Genomic DNA, 17,952 nt, shown 5'->3' on the forward strand with positions numbered 1-17,952 from the left:
GATGGAAAATATGGTGAGAGTCGAAATTGTCTAGTTTTTTCTTCCCGTACATAGCATTTCTCTACGGTGCGGCGTATAGCATTCAGCAGATTTTAGAAGGGATTGGGCTAGCGTCTTCTAATTTTTTGGAGCGGAATGAAAAGGGGGGCATAGTCGGAAGTTACTGGTCTCCCGCAGAGGCAGTAATACCCATTTTGGCTCTCCTTTTGCTCTATTCGATAGTTCTACTTTGTGCGCTTTTAGCCGCTGGATTTGTGATCGCACGGTGGCGTGGTGTTATCGTTGCCTTTGCTGCACTGGCTGCTCCTGGGCTTTTGAACGTCGCTGGGTTATGGCCTCAAATAAACTATCTTCCAGATTCGTTTCATATTGGAGGTGGTTCCCTAGGGAGTCCATTAGGCATGCTCCCTCTTTTAATCGTAAGTCTGCTAACGGGGTGGTGTGTAACTATAATTGTTTACGACACTTTCAACCTAACTGATAAATTCCGTGGCTACTATGATCATTTGTGGTATGCGACGGCACTTCTCGCTGGAGTATTTTTCGTGGTAGATTCTGTTGGCAGTCGTCACGTGTCAAGGCTCGCCGAAGAAAACCGAATAAGCCGAGCAGCGAGTTTGTATTTATTGAACCAAGTCCGAAGCTACGATCAGTTTTGTAAGACCGAAGGCTTGGCTGAAACGCTTTCTTGCACCTGGGCTTCTGATGTACAACAAACATTGAATGAATATGCAGCCTATGGGGAGCACACTTTCTATCAACTAGGTCCCGCTGAGAGCGCTGAAATCTACGCTGGCATCAAAATGTCGGTGCCGGAAAAAGAAATCATCCAAATTCGTAATGAGATCGAACGCTACAATCGCACGGTTTGCCCTGTAGAAGAGCTTGGAAATGGGGTTCGGCAACACGCTAGGCCATCAGGTGTTTGCCAAATAACCCCCTCAGCATTCTGCAGAACATTCCCTGATGGGCCGGAAGTGCTGGTAGACAGATATATGATCACACGATCTGTTGCACTAGCTAGCGAATGTATTATCCCGACTCTGGTTGCTTCCAAAGCGAAACAAGAAGATTTAACTGCGGCTATCGAGAGTAAACAGAAAGAACGATACCAGCGGTGGTGGTTGTTTATCGCACTAGCTGCGGTCGTTGGTGGAAAAGTAGCTAATTCGACGACAAAAGTTGCCAATCTGGACAAGCGTGCCCCCCTGATAGACGGCGTTTAATTCGCCCACTTCTTCGGGGATTGTCTCGCGTAATCAAGATATCAGTGGGGATTGGTAAAGCCATTGGTCGATGGCTCAAGCTATGGTGGGCACATAGAAAGTTATAAGGTCACTGTGCCGGAACCGGGGTTTGGGCGAGGAACGAGGCCATCTAATATCTGTCAGATTTCAAGGCGAATTATGATTGAGTATCTATCTTACAGACGTCAGCTTGCTAGATTGAATAAATCCCTGAGCAAGCTTCTAAAGGAAGCAGAGTCAGTCGAGGCGAGTTACAAGCCAGGTGAAGACGATCAAGGTCATATCTCCTACATACACCAGAGATGTCACGAATTAGAGCAATGGATTGAGTTCCATAAAACGTGCTATTTCAAGAAAAAAGCTGATAAGTTGCTTGTTCCCATGCCGTCCCCACAAGATGCAACAATGTATGAAGAATTCGACTTTGGTGACGAGAACGGCCCCGAGAAAATATTAACAGAGAAAGGCGTTTTTCATGTCCGCGAGCTTATTCGAAATGAGAAGAAAGCGAGGCGTGATGTGGTCAGCTTTTGGTTTGGGGTTGTTACGGGACTTCTCGGCGCTGTAATAGGTTTAGTATCAGTTCTAAAAGGCTAAATCTAGCAAAAAGCTGCACGCGGACACATATTGCTACGCATGTTTTTGTGTGTGTCGCGCCGCTCCATTCTACACCAAAACGCTCTCCGCAATATGTGCCGGTGAGCTTGGCATTAGCTCTTTCGGAGACAGAGTTATTTGAAACGTATTGCTAAAGACTTCATAACGTTATTTAATGTTCTTTGGTATCGAGATTTCCCTCTCACTAAGGAACACAAAGAGACCGCATCTAGAGCTGAATGGACAACACATATAGGGTTTTGTGCTAGAACCGCATCAGATCTTCTTGGGTATTTCATGTACTTCGAGCATGGCAATAGAACTGACGCTGTCATTAAAGATAACGGTGAAAAAGTAATTTCCAATCTGGAGTGGGAATGGTACGAGCCGAGGAAGATTGAAAAAGTAAATGAAGTGAGGCAGCTGCATGAAACCAAGGAAAACTGTGAGCTATCAGTCTTTATTTCCTATTCTGATAACAATTTCCATGAAGAAAATTTAAATGCTGTAAGAACTCAATGGGGTAATTCTCCAGAGCCACTTGTTCTTATTCTGGTCCGCTTTGATCGTAAGGGAAGGCGTATCTTTGATACCATAGAAACTCATCACATTCAGAACGGTAAGAGCAGAAAAATTAGAAGCCAACCTGCATTGCCGTGGCATGCAGTAGGTAAGCGATGGGAAGATTGGAGTTAACAAGATTGTTAGTTGTAACCCATAAAAACCCCTCGGATCAACCAGTTATGAGGTTTTTGGTTAGATTACGGTTGCCTAGTGTGGCTTGGTGAGTCTAATCTTATAGGAGGTTTGTTTATGGAAAGCCTTGCCCAAAAATTCTACTTGGTAAGAACTTTGCCGGCCTTGGTAGAAAAATCTATTGTTGGGGTTGGGTGGTCTGGCTTTGATTTTTCCAAGATGGAGACTGCGGAGCAGGCCATAGCTAGTATTAATGCAGCCTATGGTATTGGGCGCTGGGCAAACCAAATTAGACGTTTTTTTGCTATCCGCCAAGGGGACGTTGTTGTTTCTCCAATGCCATATACTGTTGCCATTGGGCGGGCTGAGGGTGCGATTTTTTTTGATGAGTCCTACGCCGATGTAGATCGTGTTAATCAACGTAGAGTTCATTTTCCGCGCGGAAAAGACGGAAAGATACTGACGATTCCAAGAGCGTCTTTTTCAGAGGCTTTTCAACGTAGGATCCGTGTTCAAGGAATGACAGTGAACGACCTGACTGAGTTTGGCTGTGAGATTCAGCAGGCTTTGGAATCTCTTGAGAGCGGAGGAATCTACTCATGGACTAGCATTGTTGCTGAAGAAGTGGCAAAGAAGGAAGAGTTTTTCAAGAAAGAATTGCTCGCAAACATACAAGCGGGAAAAACAAATTTGCGCGCGGGTGGAATTGGGTTGGAGAAATTGGTGAAGGAGCTGTTGATGCTTGATGGTTATCGGGCAGAGATTATGTCAAAAAGAGCGCTCGGTAGCTACGCTGACGCCGATGTTAAAGCATCACGCACAGATAAATGCGTAACAGTCCAAATCTTGGTTCAGGTAAAGCATCATCAGGGTCAGTCAGGAATCCATGGGATAAAGCAGCTTGAAGAAATAAGGAGGCTGGCGGCCGCAGAATATTCGGATCATGACCTAGTTTTTGTTACGTCGGCCTCAGTCGATGTGGGCCTTATAGACCGAGCAGGAGATAATAACATAACGGTCATTGATGGCTATGGTTTGGTTGATTGGATCGCAGAAAAAATTGATCGGCTGTCACCGGGAACCAAGCAGGCCTTGGGAATCTGCGAGGTCCCAACTGTTGTTCAGTTACGCTCTGCCACTCCAGCTTAGGAGCCGAGGCTGACGCAGTCATATCGGCTCCTGTGCCAGAGGTCAGTGGAGTCCCTGTTTGGTGGCAGCTTCGCAGTCAGTGGTAAATGTCAACTTTCTAACTACTAGTTGAAACTAACAAGCTCTTCCGCGCGCTCCAGACCTTTCGGGTGACCTTGATATCGGCTCACATGTGACTACCCACCACCCCTGTCGATTTCGAGCAGCTCCGTTCGACATGAGATTGTCACCCACAACAATCACCCACAGAAGGGAGCTGATCATGAAGCACATGGCGAAGAACACGATCTGCCTTTGGTACGATGGCGATGCTGAGCAAGCCGCACGATTTTATGCCGAGACTTTCCCCGATTCATCGCTCGACGCGGTGCACCGGGCCCCTGGGGATTACCCAGCGGGGAAGGAGGGGAGCGTCTTGACGGTCGAATTCACCGTGCTGGGCGTTGCGTGCCTCGGGCTGAACGGCGGGCCTGCCTTCCAGCATAGCGAAGCGTTCTCGTTTCAGGTGGCGACCGAAGATCAGGAGGAGACGGATCGCTACTGGAACGCCATCGTCAGCAATGGCGGCGAGGAGAGCCAATGCGGGTGGTGCAAGGATAGGTGGGGCATCTCATGGCAGATTACCCCCATCGCGCTGACGAAGGCATTCACCAGTCCCGACCGCGCCGCCGCCAAGCGGGCGTTCGAGGCCATGATGACGATGAGGAAAATCGACATCGCCGAGATCGAGGCAGCGCTTCGCGGTTGAGATGGGGTGGGCTTATCCAAAGCCGCCGACGCTTTTCATGCGTCGGCGGCTTTTTTCTTTCCAGTAGGCCGAAACCTCACGCCTCGATCCATACCTCATCGCCCTTGAAGCTCACCTGCCAGGTGCGCAGCGTGACGGCTTCGTCCTCCAGGCACTGGCCGTCTTCCAGGCGGAAGTGCTGCTTGTAGATCGGCGAGGCGACCACCGGCTGGCCCTTGAGGTCGCCGACGATGCCGCGGGCGATGACGTTGGCGCCGGAGAAGGGGTCGTGGTGGTCGATGGCGTAGAGCTCCTGGGCGTGACCGGGCAGGTAGAAAACGGCGACTTGTGCGGGGCCTTCCGGGGTTTCCACCCAGGCGGCGACGCCGGAGTAGGGCACTAGGTCGGTGCGGGTGCAGAGGGTTTGCCAGGTCTGGGTCATGGTGTTGGCTGCTGCGGTAGCGGTGGTCATGAAAAAACTCCTGGTTCGGTCGACAAAGGGCGCCTGACGGCGCCTTCGCCCGATAAATCGGCCTCCCACAAAGGGGGGGGCAGTAGATCCGGCCTCCCACAAAGGGGGAGGCTTCGCCCGGCAGAGCCGGCCTCCCATAAGGGCCTGGATGCCATTAGGCGGGCCTTAACTGACCGCGCTCGGTGGTGTAGATAATGTCCGGGTCCGGGCGGGCGTCGTTGACGAAGCTGCGGAAGCGCTTGAGCTTCTCCGGGTCGCTGATGGCGCCCGCCCACTCGCACTCGTAGGTGTCGACCACGGCCTGCATCTGACGCTCCAGCTCCTCACCTATCCCTAAGCTGTCCTCGAGGATCACCTCCTTGAGGTAGTCCAGGCCGCCTTCCAGGTTCTCGCGCCATACCGAGGTGCGTTGCAGGCGGTCGGCGGTGCGGATGTAGAACATCAGGAAGCGGTCGATGTAGCGGAACAGCTCCTCGTCGCTGAGATCGGTGGCGAACAGCTCGGCATGGCGGGGGCGCATGCCGCCGTTGCCGCAGACGTAGAGGTTCCAGCCGTTCTCGGTGGCGATCACGCCGACGTCCTTGCTCTGGGCCTCGGCGCACTCGCGGGTGCAGCCGGAAACGGCGAACTTGAGCTTGTGGGGGGCGCGCAGGCCCTTGTAGCGGTGCTCGATTTCGATCGCCATGCCCACGCTGTCCTGCACGCCGTAGCGGCACCAGGTGCTGCCCACGCAGGACTTCACGGTACGGGTCGACTTGCCGTAAGCGTGGCCGGTCTCGAAGCCGGCTTCGATCAGCTCGCCCCAGATCGACGGCAGGTCCTCCAGGCGGGCGCCGAACAGGTCGATGCGCTGGCCGCCGGTGATCTTGGTGTAGAGGTCGTACTTCTGCGCCACCTGGCCCAGCACCACCAGCTTGTCGGGGGTGATCTCCCCGCCGGCGATGCGCGGCACCACTGAGTAGGTGCCGTTCTTCTGCATGTTGGCCATGAAGGTGTCGTTGGTGTCCTGCAGCGGAATATGGGCCGCGTCGGTGATCGGCTCGTTGAAGCAGGAGGCGAGTATCGAGGCCGCCGCCGGCTTGCAGATGTCGCAGCCCAGGCCGTGGGTGTCGGCGTTGCCGTGCTTCTCCATCAGCTCGCTGAAGGTCTTGATGCCCTCCACCCGCACGATGTCGTAGAGCTCCTGGCGGGTATGGGAGAAGTGCTCGCAGATCGACTTGTCGACCTCCACGCCGCGGCTCTCCAGCTCGTGGTCCACCAGGGTCTTGAGCAGGGCGGCGCAGCCGCCGCAGCCGGTGCTGGCCTTGGTGTCGCCCTTCACCGCGCCGAGGTCCTCGGCGCCGGCGTCGATGGTGGCGCAGACGTCGCCCTTGGTGACATTGTGGCAGGAGCAGATCATGGCGGTGTCGGGCAGTGCATCCGGCCCCAGCGCGGGGGCGGCGTCGCTGCCGGCCGGCAGGATCAGCGAGGCCGGGTCCTCGGGCAGGTCGATGCGGTTGGCGTAGTACTGCAGCAGGGTGTCGTAGTAGCTGTTGTCGCCCACCAGCATGGCGCCCACCAGGCGCTTGCCGTCGCTGGAGACCACCAGCTTGCGATACTGCTGCTTGATGGGGTCGAGGAAGCGGAACTGGCGTGCGCCGGGGGTACGGTCGCCGTGGGCGTCGCCGATGGAGCCTACGTCGACGCCCATCAGCTTGAGCTTGGTGCTCATGTCGGCGCCCTTGAAGGGCTCATTGCCTTCGAGCAGTGTGACGGCGGCGGCCTTGGCCATCTGGTAGCCGGGGGCGACCAGGCCAAAGATGCTGTTGTTCCACAGTGCCACTTCGCCGACGGCCAGGATGGCCGGGTCGCTGGTCAGGCAGTGGTCGTCGATCACCACGCCGCCGCGCTCGCCGATCTCCAGGCCGCTGTCGCGGGCCAGCTCGTCGCGGGGGCGAATGCCGGCGGAGAAGACGATCAGGTCGGTCTCCAGCACCTTGTCGTCTTGGAACACCATGCGGTGACGGCTGGCCTCGCCGTCGACGATCTCCTGGGTGGCGCGGCCGGTGAGCACCTGCACGCCCAGCGCTTCGATCTTCTCGCGCAGCAGCTCGCCGCCTTCGCTGTCCACCTGCATGGGCATCAGGCGCGGGGCGAATTCCACCACGGCGGTATCGAGGTTCAACCCGCGCAGGGCGCCCGCCGCCTCGAGGCCGAGCAGGCCGCCGCCCACCACCACGCCGGTGGTGGCGGTCTCGGCGGCCTCGCGGATGGCGTCGAGGTCCTCCAGGGTGCGGTAGACCAGGCAGCCCTCGCGGTCGTTGCCGGGAATCGGCGGCACGAAGGGGATGGAGCCGGTGGCCAGCACCAGGCGGTCGTAGGGGTAGCGACCCTGGTCGGTGACCACCTCGCTGACGTCGCGGTCGATGGCGAACACCGCCTCGGAAAGGCGCAGCTCGATGCCGTGCTCGGCATAGTAGTCGGCGGTGGAGAGCGCCAGGGACTCGGCGTCGCGCCCGCTGAAGTACTCGGAGAGGTGCACGCGGTCGTAGGCCAGATGGCGCTCCTCGCCGAACACGGTGATGGCGTAGCGCTCGGTGGCGCCGCGCTCGACCAGCTGCTCGACCAGGTGGTGGCCGACCATGCCGTTGCCGATGACGATCAGTTGCGGTTTAGCGGGCGTGTTCATGCGGCCTCCTTCGCGGGGCTGTGCGGTGAATCAGTGGCGGCGTCGGCGGCATCGTCGAGCTGCGCCTGGGCGTCGGCGGCGCCGAGCAGCAGGCCGGCGCGGCCGGCGCTGAGATCGCGCCCGGCCAGGGCCTGCTCGAAGTACCAGGGGCCGGCGGCGGTGTCGCCGTAGAGCACGGCGCCCTCCAGGCGGCCGTCTTTCAGCAGCAGGCGGCGGTAGTCGCCCTGCTGGGGGTCGCGATAGCTGAGCACCTCGTGGTCAGGGTCGGGCTCGGTGGGGCCGAAGGCGTAGAGGGAGACCCCGCTGACCTTGAGCTTGGTGGCGCAGGGGGTGTCGACATAGCCGTCCACCGTCTCGCCGGCGAGGTGGGTGGCGAGCACCTCGACCTGGCGCCAGATGGGCTCCACCAGGCCGAAGGTCTGGCCCTCGAACTCGCAGCATTCGCCCAGGGCGTGAATGGCCGGGTCGCTGGTGGTGAGCCAGGCATCGACGACGATGCCGCGGTTGACCTCGAGCCCGGCCGCGCGGGCAAGCGCCACGTTGGGCACGATGCCGATGGCCACCACCACGCAGTCGGCGGGCAGCCGGGTACCGTCTTCCAGGTGCACGGCGCCGACGCGGCCGTCGGCGCCGGCCTCCAGGCGTTCGAGCCGGGCGTCGGTGTGAATGTCGAGCCCGCGGCCGCGCAGCTCGTTTTCGAGCAGCCGGGCGGCGGTGAGGTCGAGCTGGCGATTCATCAGGCGGTCGTCCCGCTGCAGCAGGCTCACCTGCAGGCCGCCTTGGTCCTGTGCGCGCTTGCCCTGTGCCCGTTTGCGCAGCCCCTCGGCGGCTTCCAGGCCCAGCAGGCCGCCGCCGATCACTACGGCGTGGCCGCCCTTGGCGGCCCGATGCTGGCCGAAGCGCATCAGGGCCTCGGCGTCGCGGAGGTCGCGAAACACCTCCACGCCGGGCAGCTCGAGCCCCGGCACCGGGGGCGGGCCGGGCGGGAGCCGGTGGCCAGCACCAGCCGGTCGTAGTCGAGGGTGCGGCCGCTGTCGGTGGTCAGGCGCCGTGCGGCGCGGTCGATGTCGGTGACCCGCTCGCCGAGGATCAGGTCGATCCCCTGGTCCGCGTACCAGTCGCTGTCGTGCAGGGTCAGCGCCGGACGCGCCATTTCGCCGGCCAGCAGCGGGGAGAGCAGAATACGGTTGTAGGCCGGGTCCGGTTCGTCGCCGATCACGGTGATGCGCGCTGGCCGCCCCGGCTTGCCGGCCAGTGCTTCCACTAGCCGGTGGCCTGCCATGCCGTTGCCGACGATGACCAGGTGCTCGTTCGCTGGATGGGGGCTTGATGCATGCTCAGGCACCTCCGCTGAGTAAAAAGGGGTGGCGACAACGAAAGAAGGCGCCCCGGCGCGTCGCCTCCCGGGGGAGGGTGCGCTGGGACGCCTTCGTCCGATGCGTTCGTGTGTCGTCAGGGGTGATCGCCTTTGATCACCGTGCTGCCCTTCACCTATCAAGAAACCGGCCAAGATGCCGTGTGGCACGGTTTTGTTTTTTTCTTTCAAGGGATTGGAGAGGAGTGGCGCGGGCCGGAGCGCGCCGCGCGGCGGATGCCATGCACATCACTGGTGCATGGCGGCATCGAAATGCACGGGGGCGTAGCACTCGTGCAGGGTGCGAATGTCCAGTGAGCGGCCGCGGCCTTCCAGGTGGCGGCTCAGCGCCTCGGCCACCCGCCCCATGGCCTCGATATCGGGGCGCAGCACGCCGGCGCCGCACAGGCGCTGGTGGATCGGGACGCTGTCCAGGTGCAGGGTGTCGAGATGGCTCACCGAGCGGTCGAGATAGGGCGGCAGCGCCAGCCAGTCTCGGGCCTGGCGGCGATGGGCCAAGGCCGCGCCGAGCCACTGGCTGGCCGCCATCAGCGCCCGAATCAGCGCGGCCAGGGTGGCGGGATAGCGTCTGGCCCAGGAGCGGGTCACGCCCAGCACCTTCTCCGGAGCGTCTGGCCAGAGCTGGGCGCCGGTGGCGATGATGCGCCCGGTCTGGCGATGCTGGGCCAGGCTGCCCCAGGGCTCGCCGACGCAGAAACCGTCGATCTCGCCGGCCTCCAGGGCATCCGCCATGCGCGGCGGCGGCAGCACCGTCAGCTCCACGTCGCGGTCCGGGTCGAGCCCGCCGAGGGTGAGCCAGTCGCGCAGCTGATAGTGCTGGCAGGAGAAAGGGTAGACCATGGCCAGGCGCGGTCGCCGCCGCTCGGCCTGTTCGCCCAGCCCGCGGGCCAGCGCCCTGGCGCTGGTCTCGGGGGCGTCATCGAGGCTGACGTTACAGGCATCGGCAAGCGCGCTGGACAGCACCAGGGCATTGCCGTTGCGCGACAGGGTGATCGGCGCCAGGGTGTCGCAGGGCGCGCGCTCCAGGCCCAGGCTCATGGCCAAGGGCATGGGGCGAGCATCTGGGCGCCGTCGAGTAGGCCGGCGGCGACCTTGTCGCGCAGGGTGGACCAGGCGTTCTCCCGGGATAGCGTCACCTCTAGCCCCTGCTCGGCAAAGAAGCCGTGCTCGCGGGCGATCACCGGCAGGGCGGCATCCAGCAGCGGGATAAAGCCCAGGGTCACGCGGTCGAGCTCAGGGGGCAGCGGCCTGGCCGTCGGGTGGCGGTGGGGAGGGGGAGTCGATGTCACACTCATGGGGAATCCCTATTCAGGCTCGGACGATGGGGGCGTCAGGCGTTCCAGCACATCGATGACGCTGTCGGCTACCTGGGCGATACGCTGGCCGCGGTCCATGGCCAGCTTGCGCAGCATGCGGTAGGCCTGCTCCTCGTCGCAGCCCTGGTGCTTCATCAGCAGCCCCTTGGCGCGCTCGATGCGCTTGCGGTCGGCGAGCTGGTTGCGGGTCTGGTCGAGTTCGCGGCGCAGCGACTGGAAGGCGTCGAAGCGGGCGATGGCCACTTCGATGATCGGCTTGACTCGGCCGGCCACCAGTCCGTCGACCACATAGGCGCTGACCCCCGACTTGAGGGCCGCCTGCATGGTGTCGGGGTCGTGCTGGTCGGCGAAGAACACCACCGGACGCGGGTTCTCGCGGTTGAGCAGGGCCATGCTGTCGAGGGTGTCGCGGTCGGGGACTCCATATCGATGATCACCACGTCGGGCTCGTGACGCGCGACCATCTCGTTGAGGCTGGCCGGGCTCTGCAGCCGACAGATGACCTCATGGCCCTCGGCGATCAGGGCCTCCTCGACCATGGCGGCGCGTACGACCTCGTCGTCGACTAGCAGCACCTTTAAAGTAGCGGTCTGGGGGGGCATGGCAGTGTCGTCATTGGTGGGAAGTCACGTCTGCCCAGGGGTATGCAAGATGCATTCCAGCATCCCGAGAGCCGACGCGCCGCGGCAACGGCGCGGGTAAGGGCTACGCCGCGGCGCCGAGTCGGCACTGGTTTGGTGCAAGCAGTGCACCTGGCGGCAGCCGCTGGTGCGAATCGCCGGCGTCACGCTACGCCTCGGATACCCTGCGATCACACTCAGCTCACTGGTAGGGGAGGGGAAAGCGGCTTCTGGCACACGCTTTGCAAACGCTCTTTGCAGATGCCCTTTGCAAGTCCCCCTTCAGATGCGGCAACGACGCCCATCAACGTCTGTCTACCAAGGTAGCCGTTGATGGGCGTCTGCGTTTCCGACCGACCCCGACCAGGAGAACGGCATGCACCAGGCAAAAACTACCTGCCCTTATTGCGGCGTCGGCTGCGGCGTGGTGGCAGAGGTCGACGGCGAGCGAATCGCCGCCGTGGCCGGGGATAGCGATCATCCCGCCAACTACGGCCGACTGTGCGTCAAGGGCTCGGCCCTGCACGAGACGCTGGGCGATCACGGCCGGCTCACCCGGCCCCGGGTCGACGGCGTCGAGGTGGACTGGGAGACCGCGCTTGCCACCGTGGCCGAGCGGCTGGCGGCGACCCAGGCGCGCCACGGGCGGGAGAGCGTGGCGAGCTATCTCTCCGGTCAGCTGCTCACCGAGGACTATTACGTCGCCAACAAGCTCTTCAAGGGGTTTCTCGGCACCCCGCACCTGGACACCAACTCGCGGCTCTGCATGGCCTCGGCGGTGGCCGCCTACAAGCGCAGCTTCGGCGCCGATGCCGTGCCCTGCAGCTACGAGGACCTCGAGGAGGCCGAGCTGGTGGTGCTGGTGGGCTCCAACCTGGCCTGGAACCATCCGGTGCTCTATCAGCGCCTCAAGGTGGCCAAGACCCGCAATCCGCTGATGCGGGTGGTGGTGATCGACCCCCGGATCACCGACAGCTGCGAGATCGCCGATCTCTACCTGGGCATCAAGCCCGGCAGCGACGCCCGGCTGTTCAACGGCCTGCTGGCCTGGATGGCCGACAAGGGCCGGCTCGATCGGGTCTATCTGGAGCGCCACACCCAGGGCCTCGAGGAGGCGCTGGCCGCGGCCCGGGAAGACGACGTCTCGGTGGCCGCGGTGGCCGCCGACTGCGATCTGGACCCGGAGCGCCTGGAGACCTTCTACTACTGGTTCGCCAGCCAGCTGCACGTGGTGACCCTCTACTCCCAGGGGGTCAACCAGTCGAGCAGCGGCACCGACAAGGGCAACGCCATCATCAACTGCCACCTGGCCGGCGGCAAGCTCGGCCTGCCCGGCGCCGGGCCCTTCTCCATCACCGGCCAGCCCAACGCCATGGGCGGCCGCGAAGTGGGCGGGCTGGCCAACCAGCTGGCCGCCCACATGGACTACGACAGCCCCGGGGCCCTCGACCGGGTCACCCGCTTCTGGACCACCGCCACGCTCACCCCGACCCTGCCCGAAGGGCCCGGCCACAAGGCGGTGGCACTGTTCGAGGCGATCGAGCGCGGCGAGGTGCAGGCGGTGTGGATCATGGCCACCAACCCGACGGTCAGCCTGCCCCGGGTCGACCGGGTGCGGGCGGCGCTGGCCAAGTGCCCGCTGGTGATCGTCTCCGAGTGCGTGACCGATACCGACCTGTTGGCCTATGCCGATATCGTGCTGCCGGCCTCGAGCTGGTCGGAGAAGGACGGCACCGTGACTAACTCCGAGCGGCGCATCTCCCGCCAGCGGGGTATCCTGCCGCCGCCGGGAGACGCGCAGCATGACTGGTGGATCATCACCCAGGTGGCCAGGCGCCTGGGCTATGGCGAGGCCTTCGACTACTCGCATCCTTGCGAGATATTCGCCGAGCATGCCCGGCTTTCGGGCTTCGAGAATGCTGCCGACGCCCCGGGTGGCGGCGTGCGATTGTTCGATATCTCCGGGCTGGCCGGGCTCGACCGCACCGCGTACGATGCCCTGGCGCCGATCCAGTGGCCGGTCACCGCCGCCGCGCCCCGGGGCACCGCGCGGCTCTTCGAGGATGGCCGCTTCGCCACGCCGAACGGCCTGGCGCGGCTGGTGGCGGTGCGCCCGCGCGGCCCCGAGCAGAGGCTCTCCGTGGCGCGACCGCTGCGCCTCAACACCGGACGCATCCGCGACCAGTGGCACACCATGACCCGCACCGCCCGGGCGCCGCGGCTGATGAACCACCGCGCCGAGCCCTTTATCGAGGTCCATCCCGACGATGCCGCGAGACTTGGGGTCAGCGACCAGCAGCTGGCCCGGCTCACCGGCGCCGGGGGCGGCTACCGGGGGCGGGTGCGGCTCGCCAAGGGTCAGCGCCGCGGCGAGGTGTTCGTGCCTATGCACTGGAGCGACCGGTTCAGCGGCAGCGCGCGCATGGGCGGCCTGCTCGAGGCCCTCCTCGATCCGGTCTCGGGCCAGCCCGAGTCCAAGCACGGGGCGGTGGCGCTCGAGCCGCTGCCGGTGGCCTGGCAGGCCACCCTGCTGGTGGCCGATGACCTGGTGGTGAGTCCCGACTGGTGCGAGGAGAGCGCCTACTGGGCGCGTATCCCCCTTGCCCATGGCCAGCGCTGGCAGCTGGCCGGTGCCTCGGCGAGTGCGGAGCGTGACTGGCTGGCCTGGCTGGCGCGCCACCTGCCGGTGGCCCCGTCGCTTTGGCTGGAGGACCCCGCCGCCCGGCGCCTGCGCGCCGCCGGCATCGAAGACGGTCGCCTGCGCTGGTGGCTGATGGTGGGGCCGCCGGGGAGCTGCCGGGGTTGGCCTGGCTCGACGAGCGCTTCGCCGAGGCGGCCCGGGGCGAGGCCCTGTCCGCCGAGCGCCGGCGCCGCCTGCTGGCCGGCTGCGACGACGGCGCCGCCGACAGCGGCCCGGTGGTGTGCAGCTGCCATCAGGTCGGTCAGCGCTGCATCCTCCAGGCCATTCGCGGCGGCGACGCCAGCGTCGAGGCGCTGGGGGCCCGGCTGGCCTGCGGTACCCAGTGTGGCAGCTGCATTCCCGAGCTGAAATCGCTGATCGAAGAGGAGAAGGCCCATGCGTGCGCTGAGCCGACTGAAGACTCTGCTGTGGCCTGAGCCTGCTCTCGGGCGGATGGCGCCGGTGGCGGGCGCCCTGTCACGCCTGAACGGGCTGGGCGGCCTGCTGCGCTCGCCCCGAAGCGCGGCGCACTGCTGCACCCCGGCGGACGACGCGAGCCTGGGCGGCGAGGGCCGCACCGGCCGGGTCTACCTGGTAGGCGCGGGAAGCGGCGACGTGGAGCTTCTGACCCTCAAGGCCGCCCGCCTGCTCGGCGAGGCCGACGCGGTGGTCTACGACCGCCTGGTGGGCGACGAGGTGCTGGCGCTGATTCCCCCGGCCGCGAGCGCTACTACGTGGGCAAGGCGCGCGGCCACCATAGCGTGCCCCAGGCCGAGATCGGCGCGCTGCTGGTCAAGCTGGCGGGGCAGGGCAAGTCGGTGGTGCGCCTCAAGGGCGGCGACCCGGGGATGTTCGGGCGCCTGGGCGAGGAGCTGGCCGCCCTGGGCGAGGCGGGCGTGCCCGCCCAGATCGTGCCGGGCATCACCGCCGCCTCGGCGGCCGCCGCCGGCATGGGCATCCCGCTCACCGACCGGGCCCACGCCCAGCAGCTGCGCTTCGTCACCGCGCAGCGGTGCCGCGCCGACGGCGAGCCCGACTGGCACACCCTGGCACGCCGGGACGAGACGCTGATCTTCTACATGGGGCTGACCAAGGTCGAGGCGATCTGCCAGGGGCTGCGCCAGGCCGGGCTGCCCGACGACTGGCCGATCATGCTGGTGGCCAACGCCAGCCTGCCGGAGCAGGCGTCGCTGGTAGGCACCCTGGCCGATATGCCCGAGAGGCTGGCGGCAAAGCCGCTGCCCTCGCCCTGCCTGATCGTGGTGGGCAGCGTGGTGCGCATGGTGGCGCAGAGCCCGGCGGCACTCGGCTCGGCTGGCAGGTCTCAGCGCACCGGCGCTGGCTGACGGCTGGCCAGCAGCGTCTCGAAGCGACAGGGTCGATGGACGCCGTGGCCCTGAACATAGTGCACGCCCATCTCTTCGAGCAGCGTCCGGGCCTCGCCGGTCTCCACGTACTCCGCGACGATGGTCTTGTTGAGGGTCTGGCCGATCTCGTTGATGGCGCGAACCATCGCCAGGTCGGTATCGTCGTTGGCGATGTTGCGAACGAAGGTGCCGTCGATCTTGAGGCAGTCCACCGGCAGTCGGCGCAGGTAACCGAACGAGGAGAGCCCGGCGCCGAAATCGTCCAGGGCGAAGGTGCAGCCCCGCTCCGCGAGCCGCGCCATGAAGGCGTTGATGTCGAGAGGGTTGCGGGCGGCGGCGGTTTCGGTGATCTCGAAGCAGAGCTTTGCGGCGGGCAGGGCGTAGCGGTCGAGCATGCCGATGACGAAGTCCGCAAACTCCTCGTGATCGAAGGAGCGTCCGGAGAGGTTGATATGGCAGGCCTCCAGGGAGGCCAGGTGCGCGGGGTGCGCGGCCAGCTGGCGGCAGACCTCCTCAATGACCCAGCAGTCGATCTGGTGGGCCATCCCGAAGCGTTCGGCGGCAGGGAGAAAGGCGGCGGGAAGGACCGTGCCGCCCTGTTCATCGAGCAGTCTCACCAGGACCTCATAGCGTAGCGCCGCCGGCCGCTCCAGGCTGACCAGGCGCTGGGCGTCCAGGTAGAGGCGCCGCTCCTCCAGGGCGTCGCGAAGGCGACTCAGCCAGGCCATCTCGCCGCGTCGCTCGGCCAACTGCCGGTCGTCCTCGCGCAGCAGGTAGACCCGGTTGCGGCCCTGCTCCTTGGCCAGGTAGCAGGCGATATCCGCGGCCCGCAGCAGGTTGCCGGGGTCGAGGCTCTCGGCATCGATCAGCACCACCCCGATGCTGCAGCCGCCGCTGAAGGTGCTCTCTTCCCAGCGAAAGCGGGTATTGGCCACGGCGGCGCGCAGTTTCTCGGTGACCTCATGGGCGCCCTGCATGTCGCAGTCTTCGAGGATGATGGCGAATTCGTCGCCGCCGAGGCGGGCCAGCAGGTCGCCCTCGCGCAGCTGGCGGTGCAGGGTGTCGGCGATCTGGCGCAGGAACTGATCGCCGGCGACATGGCCGGCGGTGTCGTTGACCACCTTGAACTGATCGAGATCCACGAAGCACAGCGCATGGATGGACCCTTCGGTCCGCGACTGGCGCAGCACCTCCGCCACGCTGCGTTCGAAGGCGCGGCGGTTGTAGAGCCCGGTGAGGGGGTCGTGGTTGGCCTCGTACTGGAGCCTGGCGGAGAGCCGGCGCGGTTCGGAGACATCCTCGAGAATGGCCACATGGCAGGCGCTCAGGTCGTGGTCATCGCGGATCTTCGACACCGTCAGCTTGCCCCACACCGTGTCGCCGTCACCGCGCAGCAGTCGATGCTCGATGGTGTAGCTGTCGAGTTCGCGGGCGCGGATGCGGCGCTGCTCCTGACGGCCGATCTGCTGGTCTTCGGGATGCACCAGGTCGGGGTAGCGCTGGCCGAGCAGATGGGGGCGCGGGTAGCGAAGGATCTGGCACAGGGCCTGATTGACGTCCAGCAGGCGGCCCTTGTCATCCACCAGGGCCATGCCCACTGCCGCCTGCTCGAAAGTGGCCCGGAAGGCGCGTTCGGCGGCGGTCAGCGCCCGGGTCAGGCGCCAGCCCAGCAGCCAGGCGATCAGGCCCAGCACCAGCAGGAAGAGCACGCTGGCAGCGGTCAGGAGCTGCCCCAGCCAGCGGGCAGCATCGCCGATGGCCTGGCGAAAGGTGGCGCTGAGGGGAGCGAGCGCCTGGTCGACTTGGTGAAGGCGCGCGCGCAGCCGTGACAGCGCCGCCGAAGATGGGGAGGACGACTGCCATTCGGCTTCCAGTCGGTCGGCCAGGCGGCCGAGCTCGAGGATGTAGGGGTCGGAGTCGCGCCACACCGCCACCGCTTCGCGAAAGTAGGGGGCCTCGGCGAAGTGGCGGAACAGCCGGATCATGTTGGGGATGTCATCGGGGTGGTTGCGGCCCTGTAAGAGCCCGTCCCGGGCCGCCTCGCGGTCCAGCTCGTCAGCCTCCATGGCCTGGCGCGCCTGCAGATCCCCCAGCGGGATCTCAGCCAGTCGCGCGCCTGTGCCAGGGTATCGGCGTCGCCGGTCAGGGCATAGCGCTCGAGATACTGAACCGCGGAGACCTGGGCCCGCGACCAGATGCTCTCGCCGCTGACATAGGCGGAGGCCGCCGCCTGCATCTGTACCACGACCAGGTTGAACCCGGTGCCCAGCGCCGCCAGCAGCAGCAGGCCGGCGATCAGCGAGAACATCTTCCAGCGCTGTGGATCCCAGCCGCCTTCACGCCCCTTTCGCCATTGCATCGCAGCCCCTCGGAGTCGGGGGAGGTGTCGCCCCGGCGACCTCCCCGCTGCTTCCACCTTAGCAACCTGGCACGGGGCCCAGCACCGAGGCATTCAACGCTGGCGCTGAAGGGGCAGATGGCCTAGCCGTCCTGATGCCCATGCGCCTGTTCCCGAACCTTGCGTCTGGCGGCCTTGCGGAAGGCCTGCTGGACCACCAGCCGCAGCTCATCGTCGTCCCATGGCTTGGTGAGAAACTTGTAGATGGCGCCCTCGTTGATCGCGGCGGTGACTGTCTTGAGGTCGGTGTAGCCGGAGAGCACGATCTGCAGGGTCTGGGGGTAGAGTTCGGTGACCTGCCCCAGGAACTCGGTGCCGCTCATGCCCGGCATGCGTTGGTCGCTGATGATCACCTGCACCTCCTCGGTGGCCAACAGCTCGAAGGCCTGCTGGGCGGTCTCGGCGGTGAGGATACGGTAGCCGTCGCGCCGCAGGGTCCGGGTCAGGGCGCGCAGGATGTTGGCTTCATCGTCGAGCAGCAGCAGCGTCTGGCGGCCCTCGTCGCCGTGCTGGTGCGCCTGCTGCAGCTGCTGGGTGGCCTGGTGCTCACGCAGGAAGGGCTCCAGTTCGGCCAGCGGCATGGGGCGGGCGAAGTGGTAGCCCTGAAAGGCATCGCAGAGGTGTTTTTTGAGATAGGCAA

Annotated in this window: 11 protein-coding genes and 4 pseudogenes; 7 read left to right on the top strand and 8 right to left on the bottom strand. The window is 64.1% G+C overall.

Translation table 11 applies throughout. The annotated features are described in order from the left end of the window. Positions 1-26 precede the first annotated feature (26 nt). The 5 genes from ACSJDS_RS06950 (at position 27) to ACSJDS_RS06970 (ending at position 4,437) form a co-directional block, all read left to right on the top strand. Entirely contained in the window at positions 27-1,226 is a 1,200-nt protein-coding gene (locus ACSJDS_RS06950) for a hypothetical protein (protein ID WP_473032629.1), read from the top strand. A gap of 180 nt (positions 1,227-1,406) precedes the next feature. Further along, on the top strand, positions 1,407-1,844 hold the full coding sequence (locus ACSJDS_RS06955) for a hypothetical protein (protein WP_473032630.1): 438 nt from the start codon (positions 1,407-1,409) through the stop codon (positions 1,842-1,844). A gap of 138 nt (positions 1,845-1,982) precedes the next feature. Next, complete coding sequence (locus ACSJDS_RS06960; protein ID WP_473032631.1) at positions 1,983-2,540, top strand: hypothetical protein; 558 nt, start codon at positions 1,983-1,985, stop codon at positions 2,538-2,540. 117 nt (positions 2,541-2,657) lie between these two features. Continuing rightward, positions 2,658-3,689, top strand: a complete 1,032-nt coding sequence (locus ACSJDS_RS06965) for a restriction endonuclease (RefSeq protein ID WP_473032632.1) — start codon at positions 2,658-2,660, stop codon at positions 3,687-3,689. A 262-nt stretch (positions 3,690-3,951) separates the two neighbouring features. Further along, on the top strand, positions 3,952-4,437 hold the full coding sequence (locus ACSJDS_RS06970) for a VOC family protein (RefSeq protein ID WP_473032633.1): 486 nt from the start codon (positions 3,952-3,954) through the stop codon (positions 4,435-4,437). Positions 4,438-4,513: 76 nt separating this feature from the next. On the opposite strand, the gene nirD is transcribed toward ACSJDS_RS06970, so the two are convergent. The 5 genes and pseudogenes from nirD to ACSJDS_RS06995 form a co-directional block, all read right to left on the bottom strand. Beyond that, positions 4,514-4,888, bottom strand: coding sequence for a nitrite reductase small subunit NirD (gene nirD / locus ACSJDS_RS06975; protein WP_473032634.1), 375 nt, complete (start codon positions 4,886-4,888; stop codon positions 4,514-4,516). A gap of 154 nt (positions 4,889-5,042) precedes the next feature. After that, positions 5,043-7,556: a nitrite reductase large subunit NirB gene (nirB, locus tag ACSJDS_RS06980; protein ID WP_473032635.1), complete on the bottom strand. Its 2,514-nt coding sequence runs from the start codon at positions 7,554-7,556 to the stop codon at positions 5,043-5,045. Next, positions 7,553-8,838, bottom strand: a pseudogene (locus tag ACSJDS_RS06985) (NAD(P)/FAD-dependent oxidoreductase). Before ACSJDS_RS06985 ends, nirB begins: the two are co-directional and overlap by 4 nt. A gap of 321 nt (positions 8,839-9,159) precedes the next feature. Then, positions 9,160-10,226 (bottom strand): annotated as a pseudogene (locus ACSJDS_RS06990) (CmpA/NrtA family ABC transporter substrate-binding protein). 9 nt (positions 10,227-10,235) lie between these two features. Next, positions 10,236-10,640 (bottom strand): ANTAR domain-containing response regulator, encoded by a 405-nt coding sequence (locus ACSJDS_RS06995; RefSeq protein WP_473032636.1) that lies wholly within the window; start codon positions 10,638-10,640, stop codon positions 10,236-10,238. 603 nt (positions 10,641-11,243) lie between these two features. Between ACSJDS_RS06995 and ACSJDS_RS07000 the strand changes: the two are divergent. Both ACSJDS_RS07000 and cobA read left to right on the top strand, forming a co-directional pair. After that, a pseudogene (locus ACSJDS_RS07000) lies at positions 11,244-13,984 on the top strand (nitrate reductase). After that, positions 13,944-14,893, top strand: a pseudogene (cobA, locus tag ACSJDS_RS07005) (uroporphyrinogen-III C-methyltransferase). The pseudogenes ACSJDS_RS07000 and cobA overlap by 41 nt, the downstream one beginning before the upstream one ends. Here the strand turns inward: cobA and ACSJDS_RS07010 are convergent. The 3 genes from ACSJDS_RS07010 to ACSJDS_RS07020 all read right to left on the bottom strand — a co-directional run bounded on the left by ACSJDS_RS07010 (position 14,872) and on the right by ACSJDS_RS07020 (position 17,893). Next, entirely contained in the window at positions 14,872-16,980 is a 2,109-nt protein-coding gene (locus tag ACSJDS_RS07010; RefSeq protein WP_473032637.1) for a putative bifunctional diguanylate cyclase/phosphodiesterase, read from the bottom strand. The pseudogene cobA and the gene ACSJDS_RS07010 sit on opposite strands and share 22 nt — an antisense overlap. After that, the gene (locus ACSJDS_RS07015) at positions 16,896-17,273 is read right to left on the bottom strand and encodes a hypothetical protein (RefSeq protein WP_473032638.1); all 378 of its coding nucleotides are present in this window, start codon (positions 17,271-17,273) and stop codon (positions 16,896-16,898) included. The genes ACSJDS_RS07010 and ACSJDS_RS07015 overlap by 85 nt, the downstream gene beginning before the upstream one ends. A 122-nt stretch (positions 17,274-17,395) precedes the next feature. Beyond that, positions 17,396-17,893: a response regulator gene (locus tag ACSJDS_RS07020; RefSeq protein ID WP_473034989.1), complete on the bottom strand. Its 498-nt coding sequence runs from the start codon at positions 17,891-17,893 to the stop codon at positions 17,396-17,398. Positions 17,894-17,952 lie beyond the last annotated feature (59 nt).

The sequence above is a fragment of the Halomonas sp. SL18_1 genome (genome assembly GCF_055755715.1).